At 68.7% G+C, this 8,036-nt stretch carries 9 protein-coding genes and 1 rRNA gene; 1 reads left to right on the top strand and 9 read right to left on the bottom strand.

What is annotated here, in order from left to right:
• Positions 1-67 precede the first annotated feature (67 nt).
• Complete coding sequence (locus tag J8J14_RS02020) at positions 68-499, top strand: PAS domain S-box protein (RefSeq protein ID WP_209377716.1); 432 nt, start codon at positions 68-70, stop codon at positions 497-499.
• Positions 500-517: 18 nt separating this feature from the next.
• Here the strand turns inward: J8J14_RS02020 and J8J14_RS02025 are convergent, their stop codons facing one another.
• From J8J14_RS02025 to rrf, 9 genes are all read right to left on the bottom strand, one after another.
• A complete protein-coding gene (locus tag J8J14_RS02025) occupies positions 518-1,273 on the bottom strand; it encodes an aspartate/glutamate racemase family protein (RefSeq protein ID WP_209377717.1) in 756 nt (251 codons plus the stop codon).
• 7 nt (positions 1,274-1,280) lie between these two features.
• Positions 1,281-2,546 (bottom strand): NAD(P)/FAD-dependent oxidoreductase, encoded by a 1,266-nt coding sequence (locus J8J14_RS02030; protein WP_209377718.1) that lies wholly within the window; start codon positions 2,544-2,546, stop codon positions 1,281-1,283.
• A gap of 5 nt (positions 2,547-2,551) precedes the next feature.
• On the bottom strand, positions 2,552-3,469 hold the full coding sequence (locus tag J8J14_RS02035; RefSeq protein WP_209377719.1) for an NAD(P)-dependent oxidoreductase: 918 nt from the start codon (positions 3,467-3,469) through the stop codon (positions 2,552-2,554).
• A 29-nt stretch (positions 3,470-3,498) separates the two neighbouring features.
• Entirely contained in the window at positions 3,499-4,206 is a 708-nt protein-coding gene (locus tag J8J14_RS02040; RefSeq protein ID WP_209377720.1) for a GntR family transcriptional regulator, read from the bottom strand.
• Positions 4,207-4,272: 66 nt separating this feature from the next.
• Positions 4,273-5,142: a glucose-1-phosphate thymidylyltransferase RfbA gene (gene rfbA / locus J8J14_RS02045; protein WP_209377721.1), complete on the bottom strand. Its 870-nt coding sequence runs from the start codon at positions 5,140-5,142 to the stop codon at positions 4,273-4,275.
• Positions 5,139-6,041: a dTDP-4-dehydrorhamnose reductase gene (gene rfbD / locus J8J14_RS02050; RefSeq protein WP_209377722.1), complete on the bottom strand. Its 903-nt coding sequence runs from the start codon at positions 6,039-6,041 to the stop codon at positions 5,139-5,141. The genes rfbA and rfbD overlap by 4 nt, the downstream gene beginning before the upstream one ends.
• Positions 6,041-7,111 (bottom strand): dTDP-glucose 4,6-dehydratase, encoded by a 1,071-nt coding sequence (gene rfbB, locus J8J14_RS02055; RefSeq protein ID WP_209377723.1) that lies wholly within the window; start codon positions 7,109-7,111, stop codon positions 6,041-6,043. The genes rfbD and rfbB overlap by 1 nt, the downstream gene beginning before the upstream one ends.
• A 12-nt stretch (positions 7,112-7,123) precedes the next feature.
• Positions 7,124-7,714 carry a dTDP-4-dehydrorhamnose 3,5-epimerase gene (gene rfbC, locus J8J14_RS02060; protein WP_342452365.1) on the bottom strand — a complete coding sequence of 197 codons (591 nt, stop codon included), beginning with the start codon at positions 7,712-7,714 and terminating at the stop codon, positions 7,124-7,126.
• Positions 7,715-7,931: 217 nt separating this feature from the next.
• A 5S ribosomal RNA gene (rrf, locus tag J8J14_RS02065) occupies positions 7,932-8,036 on the bottom strand; the annotation flags it as partial.

Consider the following 8,036-nt stretch of genomic DNA (forward strand, 5'->3'; position numbering starts at 1 on the left):
GGTTTCATGCGTTCACACCCTTGCCTCACGCAATGGATCGTCCGTTGCGCGATTCGGAACGCAACATTTGATCAACCAGCCATTCGGACAGGCTCTGGCTGACGAAACCGGCCGCATCACCCAGGTGAACCGGGTGCTGTGCGATCTGCTCGGGCTGGACGTGCGTGCGCTGCTGGAACGCGGCATCCATGACATCACCCATTACGAGGACTGGCCGGGGAATGGGCAGAAGCTGGACCGCCTACGGAAGCAGGACGAGCCATTCACCATCGTGAAACGCTATGTGCGCGCGGATGGCAGCATGGTGTGGGTGCAGAACTATGTCTCGATGCTGCGCGATGCCGAGGGCCGGCCCACCATGTCCGCGCTGATCCGCCCCGTGCTGCCGGCCGTGGGCGAGGCGCGGCGATGGGGTGAGGCGAAGCCTCCAGCCCTGTCCCCCACGGAACTGCATGCCATGCTGCGCCCCCGCATCGGGCCGAATGGGGTCCTGCACTGACCCCCCTCGCACCCGGCTTCAGCGGATGGCGAAGTCCCGCGGGCGGATGCCTGCGTGGAAATAGGTGATCATCGAGTAGATGTCGTAGACCGGACGGCCCGTGGCGCGCTGCACGGCTGCGGCATAGGGCGGCATGTTCGTGCATTCCAGCACGATGGCGCCTACCTCCGGATGCCGGGCGACGAGGCGCTGGGCGGCCTCCACCACATCCTGCTCGGCCAGATCGACATCCATGTCGTCCTTCTCGGCCTTGATGAGCACACGGAAGAACTCGCGCCCGCTCTCCGTGCCCTCCATGGGGATATCGAGTGGCACGCCCACGGCTTCGAGATGCCTCGGCGTGAGGGAGGAGCCGGAGACGGTGACGAGGCCGACGCGCTGCCCCGGCGGCAGCATGGCCTGCACCCATGGCACCTGCATCAGCGAGCTGGTGGCGACGGGCACGCACACATGCGCGGCCAGTTCCTTCTGGAAGAGGGAGAGGAAGCCGCAATTGGTGGTGATGGCCTCGGCGCCAAGGGAGACGAGATCGGCGGCCGCCTCCAGGAAGGCATCCAGCAGCCCGTTCGCGCCGTTCAGCACCACCTTCTCCGGGCTCGCGCCGCGCACCACGCGGTAGAGCACCGGGAAGGGCCAGGTGCCGCCATTGCCCATGTCGCCATGGATGCGGGGGAAGCGGGCCTCAAGCATCAGGATGCCGAGCGGCGCGCCATAGATGGCCTTGCCGCCCTTCGCGACGCCGCGCCGGGGAGAGGTGGTGGGGATGGCCGTCATGGGCGCCTCAGCGGAAGCGTGTGGGGGCGAAGGGGGCGATATCGATCTCCGGCGCCTGGCCGGAGAGGAGGTGGGCCACGATACGCCCGGTGCGCGGCCCTGCCACCAGCCCGACATGACCATGGCCGAAGGCATGGATCACATCCGGGCAGCCGCTTGCGGGGGCAAGGACAGGCATGCCGTCCGGCGTGCTCGGGCGATGGCCGAGCCAGGTGGTGACGCGGTCCGCCGGATAGGGATTCGGCAGGGCGGGGAAGGCTTTCAGCAGGTGGTCGCGCAGGATCTCGGCGCGCTTCCAGTTGGGCGCGCCTTCCAGCCCCGCGATCTCCACCTGCCCCGCCGCGCGGAGGCCATCGGCCATCGGGTTCACCACCATCTTGGCCGGGCCGAGACCGATGGAATGGCGCGGGCCGACATTCACCCCGTGCAGCATGACGTGGTAGCCGCGCTCGGTTTCCAGCGGCACAGGATCGCCCAGCTGGGCGGCGAGCGGCGCGGAGCGGGCGCCGCAGCAGATCACGGCGGAATCGCAAGCGAGCATGCTGCCGTCGGACAGGGTGACGCCCTTCAGCCTGCCACCTTCCAGCCGGAAGCCGGTCGCGGCGGCCTTGCGGAGTTCCGCGCCGTTCCGCTGCGCAAGGGCGGCGAGGGCGGCGACGTAGCGGCCCGGGGAAAGGCAACGGCCCGCCTCCTCCGTCAGCACGGCGAAGGTATAGGCAGGGTCCAGGTCAGGCTCGGCAGCGCGCAGGGCCTCGCCTTCCAGCTCCGTCCAGGTGATGCCGACCTGGCGGCGGATACGCCAGCCCATCGCCTCGGCCTCGAAGCCGGCGCGGCTGTGCCAGGCATTCATCAGGCCCTTGTGTTCGATCAGCTCGGGGACGCCGGCTTCCTTCGCCAGGGCGGCATGGAGGATGGGGCTGTCCTTCAGCAGCGGGCGCAGGGATTGAGCGATGCGGAGAAGCTTCGCCTCGGTGGAACCGGCGGCGATATAGCGGAGCAGCCAGGGCAACGCCTTGGGGAAGTAGCTCCAGCGCACGGCCAGCGGGCCGAGCGGATCGCGCAGGAAGCCCGGCACCTTCTTCCACAGGCCCGGCGCGCTGGGCGGCAGGACGGAGTGGGAGGACAGCCAGCCCGCATTGCCGAAGCTGGCGGCCTGGGAGCCTCCGGGCTCCGCCGGCTCGATGATCGTCACGCGATGGCCGGCGCGGAGGAGCTCCACCGCGCTGGCCGCGCCTTCGATGCCGCAGCCGATGACGGCGACATGCCGCGCCATGGCGATCAGGCCTCGCGCGCGATGCGGCGGCAATGCTCGAGGGCGGCCTCGATCAGGTTGTCGCTCGCCTCGGGCGTGCGGAAGGCGGAATGGGCAGCCAGCGTCGCGTTCTCCACCTTGGAGAGGAAGTGGCCGGCGGGCAGCGGCTCCTCGGCATAAACGTCCAGGCCGATATGACGGAGCGCACCGGCTTCCACGGCCTTGGCCAGCGCCGCCTCATCCGTGATGGCGCCGCGGGCGGTGTTCACGAAGATGGCGTCCTTGCGCATCTTCGCGATGCGTCCGGCCGAGAGGAAGCCGCGCGTCTCGTCGTTCAGCAGCAGATGCAGCGAGACGACATGGCTTTCGGCCAGCAGCGTGTCGAGTTCGACGAACTCCACGCCCTCCGCGGCGCGCGGCGTGCGGTTCCAGGCGATCACGCGCATGCCCGCGCCGTTGCAGAGCCGCGCCATCTCCGCGCCGATGCCGCCGAAGCCGATGAGGCCCACGGTCTTGCCCGTCAGTTCCATGCCATCGGTGCGCAGCCACTTTCCGGCGCGGATGCCGCGATCCATGAAGGCCAGGCCCTTGGCTGCGGCCCACATCAGGGCGAAGGCCATTTCGGCCACCGCCGTGTCGCCATAGCCCTTGATGATATGGACCTGGATGCCGCACTCGGCCTCCAGCTCCTCCGGGTTCATGTAGCTGCGCGCGCCGGTGCCCAGGAACACCACATGCTTCAGCCCCTTGCACTGCTTGGCGATGGCCGTGGGCAGGTGAGTGTGGTCGATGATGGCGATCTGCGCATCGCCCAGCAGTGCCGGAAGCTGCTCGGAGGTGATGTCGGGCTGCTGGTTCACCTGCACGGGGATGTCGGTGGCGCGGTGCAGCCGCTCCGTCACGGCGCCGAGGGAGGGGCTGGCATCCACGAAGACGGCGCGCATGGGGTGTCCTTTCTGGCTGAGAGCGATGTTCAGGCGACCTCGCCCAGAGCCTGCGCGGCGAGGGCGTTGCCTGTGTAGATCTCCGCGAAGCCGGCGCGGATCGTATCGGTGATCTGGTCCAGGCGGCGGGCGATGTGCGTCTGCATCAGCGCCGCGGCCGCCTCGGCATCCCGCGCGCGGAGATGGGCGGTGATGCGGCCATGCTCCTCCTGCGTCGCGGCGCGGCGGCCCTTGCGCATGTCGATCCAGCGAATGAAGCGGATCCGCTCGTTCAGGGAGCGGAGGGAACGCAGCATCTCCTCATTGCCGGAAAGCGCGGCGATGCGTTCGTGGAAGGCTTCGTCGAGGGCGAGGAGGCGGAGGGCTTCGGTATCCTCTTCCGGCGTGTCGCGGCTAAGGGCGGCGAACCCGGCCAGTTCGGCGAGCGCCGCATCATCCGCGCGCTCGCAGGCGAGGCGGAGGGCGGCGGTCTCCAGCATCGCCCGGTACTCGTAGAGGGTGAGGACGCGCGCGGGGTCCAGCGGACGCACGGTGTAGCCGCGATTCGGCTCGGTGGTCAGGAAACCTTCGGCCGCGAGACGGTTCAGCGCCTCCCGCAGGGGCGTGCGGCTGACGCCGAGCTGGCGGGCCAGCTCCACTTCGTTGATCCGCTCGGCCGGGCGCAGGCGATAGGTGACGGCCATGGCCTTCACCTGCTCATGCACACGGTCCGCGGATCGAGGGGAGGAGTCGTTCATGGCCCCCGCCAGCCTGCATACAGTCCTGCATGCAGGTCAAGCGAGGCCGTGCGCCGATCGTGGCCCTCATCCCTGGCCGATGAGGTTTTCCAGATACTGGCCATAGCCGCTCTTGTTCTGCTTCGCGGCGAGGCCGCGCAGGGCGGCATCGTCGATGAAGCCCTGGCGCCAGGCGATTTCCTCGGGCGAGGCGATCTTCATGCCCGTGCGCTTCTCGATGGCGCGGACATACTCGCCAGCCTCCAGCAGGCTGTCATGGGTGCCGGTGTCGAGCCAGGCATAGCCGCGGCCGAGGCGGATCACGCGGAGCGAACCCTCCTCCATGTAGAGGCGGTTGAGGTCGGTGATCTCGAGTTCCCCGCGGGGGGAGGGCTTGAGGGAGCGGGAGAGCGCGGAGGCGCGTCCGTCATAGAAGTAGAGTCCGGTGACGGCCCAGTCCGAGCGCGGTGACCTTGGCTTCTCCTCCAGCGAGACGGCCCGCTGGGCCTCGTCGAACTCCACCACGCCGTAGCGCTCGGGATCGGCCACGCGGTAGGCGAAGACGGAGGCGCCGGGGCCCTCCACCTTGGCCTCGGCCATGCGGTCGTCCAGGTCATGGCCGTGGAAGATGTTGTCCCCCAGCACGAGGGCGGAGGGGGAGCCGGCCAGGAATTCCTCGCCGAGGATGAAGGCCTGGGCGAGGCCATCCGGGCGGGGCTGCTCCACATAGGTGAGGCGGATGCCCCACTGCTCGCCGGTGCCGAGGAGCCGCCTGAAGAGCGGCAGGTCATGCGGGGTGGAGATGAGAAGGATGTCCCGGATCCCCGCCAGCATGAGGACGGAGAGCGGGTAGTAGATCATCGGCTTGTCGAAGACGGGCAGGAGCTGCTTCGAGACGGCCATGGTCGCCGGATAGAGGCGCGTGCCACTGCCGCCGGCGAGGATGATGCCCTTCATGCCCTGGTCTTCTCCATCGGCCCGATAAGCGCGTCGAGGCAGCGCGAGAGGGATTGGCGCCAGTCCGCCGGCTGGATGCCGTGGATGCGTGCGATGCGGCCGCAATCCAGTCGTCCGTCGGCCGGGCGGCGCGCGGGGGTGGGGTATTCGGCGGTCGTGATGGCGCGCAGCTCCGGCGTCTTCAGGCCACGCGCGGCGGCTTCGGCAAAGATCGCCTGGGCGAAGCCGTGCCAGCTGGTGTGGGGTGCGCCGGTGAGGTGGAAGACGCCAAGGCCTTCATCCCCGGCTTTCGCATCCGCAAGGCGGGGAAGGATGCGGGCGATGGCATCCGCCAGGTCGGCCGCGAAGGTGGGCGCGCCCTGCTGGTCGCTCACGACCGAGACGAGCGCGCGCTCCTGGCCCAGGCGCAGCATCGTCTTGACGAAGTTGCCGCCATGCGGGCTGCAAACCCAGGCGGTGCGGAGAATGATGCTGCGGGGATTGGCGGCCATCACCGCCCTCTCCCCTGCCAGCTTGGATTCGCCATAGACGCCCACCGGGCCGGTGGGCGCGTCCTCGGCATAGGGCGCGCCGCCATCGCCGGGAAAGACATAGTCGGTCGAGACATGGACGAAGGGGATGCCGCGCCGCGCGGCGGCCTCGGCCAGGAGGCCGGCACCGGTGGCGTTCACGGCGAAGGCGAGGTCGCGCTGGCTCTCGGCCCTGTCCACGGCCGTGTAGGCGGCGGCGTTGATGATGACGTCCGGCGCCGCTGCCTCGACCGCGCGCGCGATCGAGGCGGGGTCGGTCAGGTCCAGCTCCGGGGCTTCCCCGGCGACGGGCTGGTGGCCGTCGCGCGGGAGGCGTTCCATCAGTTCGATGGCGAGCTGGCCCGTGCGGCCGGCGACGAGGATGCGCATCAGGCCGCGCCCTTGGCCGGCTCGGGCAGGAGGCCGAGGCGCTCGCCGCTGTACTTGTTCTCGCGCAGCGGGCGCCACCAGGCCTCGTTCTCCAGGTACCAGCGGATGGTACGCTCGATCCCCTGCTCGAAGGTGACCGAGGAGCGCCAGCCCAGCTCGCGCTCGGCCTTGCCCGGGTCGATGGCGTAGCGGCGGTCATGGCCGGGCCGGTCGGCGACGAAGGTGATCAGCTCGCGCCGGGGGCGATCCGCGGGGCGGAGGCGGTCGAGCGTGTCGCAGATGGCGTGGACCACCTGCAGGTTCGTGCGCTCGGAGCGGCCGCCGATATTGTAGGTCTCACCCACCCTGCCCCTGGTCACGGCGGCGACGAGGGCGCGGACATGGTCCTCGACGAAGAGCCAGTCGCGGATGTTGCTGCCATCCCCATAGACCGGGAGCGGCACCCCCTCGAGCGCGTTGAGGGTGACCAGCGGGATCAGCTTCTCGGGGAAGTGGTAGGGGCCGTAGTTGTTCGAGCAGTTCGTGATGATGGTGGGCAGCCCATAGGTCTCGTGCCAGGCACGGGCGAGATGGTCCGAGCCCGCCTTGCTAGCCGAGTAGGGCGAGCGCGGGTCATAGGGCGTGGTCTCGGTGAAGACGCCGGTCGGGCCGAGGGAGCCGAAGACCTCGTCGGTCGAGACATGGAGGAAGCGGAAGGCCTTGCGGCGCGCCTCGTCATAGGTGGCCACGAGGCTCCGCGCCGCCTCCAGGAGGCTGAAGGTGCCCATGACATTGGTCTGGATGAAGGGTGCTGCCGAGGCGATGGAGCGGTCCACATGGCTCTCGGCCGCAAGGTGCATCACCGCATCCGGGGCGAAATCGGCGAAGGCGGTGCGCATGCGCTCGGCATCGCAGATATCGGCCTGCAGGAAGGAGAAGCCGGGACGGCCCTCGCAGCCGGCGATGGTGCGGCGATCGCCGGCATAGGTGAGCTTGTCGATCACCAGCACCTCATGGCCGAGCTCGAGCACGAGCAGCCGCACGAGGGCCGAACCTATGAAGCCGGCGCCGCCGGTGACGATCACGCGCATGGGGATGGAGCCTCAGAAAGCGTCGGGGAGGTCGCGCAGGCGCGGGTGGCGGCGATCCTTGTCCGAGAGGACAGGGCCGCCGGGGAGATCGGGCCAGGGAAGCGCCAGGTCGGGATCGTCCCAGGCCAGGCCGCGGTCGCACTCCGGCGCATAGGTGTCCGTGACCTTGTAGGCGACGATGGTGTCCGGCTCGAGCGTGACAAAGCCGTGCGCGAAGCCGGCGGGCACATAGAACTGCTCGCCCGAATCGGAGGAAAGCTGGCAGGCGATATGCTGGCCGAAGCTCGGCGAGGCGCGACGGATATCGACCACGATATCGAGGATGGTGCCCTGCAGCACGCGCACCAGCTTGCCCTGGGCACGAGGCGGAAGCTGGAAATGCATCCCGCGCAGCGTGCCCGGGGTAGCGGAGAGAGACTGGTTGTCCTGGACGAAGCTATCGGGAACACCCACCGCCTCAAAATCCGGGCGGCTATAGGTTTCCATGAAGTAGCCGCGATGGTCGCCAAAGCGGCGCACCGTGATCAGGAGCGGACCCTGGATGCTGAAAGGCTGTGCGGTGACATTGCCGCTCTTGCGGATCTCACCGGGAGGGAGGACCACGCGCAACTCATGATCCGCCAACTTAGCTTGCATTATCGACGCCCCAGCCCGCACCGCCCTCTAGGTTCATAACATATGAGGGTGCGGATCACGAGACAGAGATGAGCACGCCGTTTCAGTCCGCCTCAGCGCGTCCTTTCCTCTCACGCGAAAACCCGCTCGGCCTTTGTAGGGCTGAGCGGGTTTTGTGTTTGTCGTGTACAGATCTGGTCTGGTGGCCTGGCGCCGACCGACTCTCCCGCGTCTTAAGACGCAGTACCATGGGCGCTGGGGTGTTTCACGGCCGAGTTCGGGATGGGATCGGGTGTATCAACCTCGCTGT

It is taken from the genome of Pararoseomonas baculiformis (genome assembly GCF_017813395.1).
Lineage (GTDB): Bacteria > Pseudomonadota > Alphaproteobacteria > Acetobacterales > Acetobacteraceae > Roseomonas > Roseomonas baculiformis.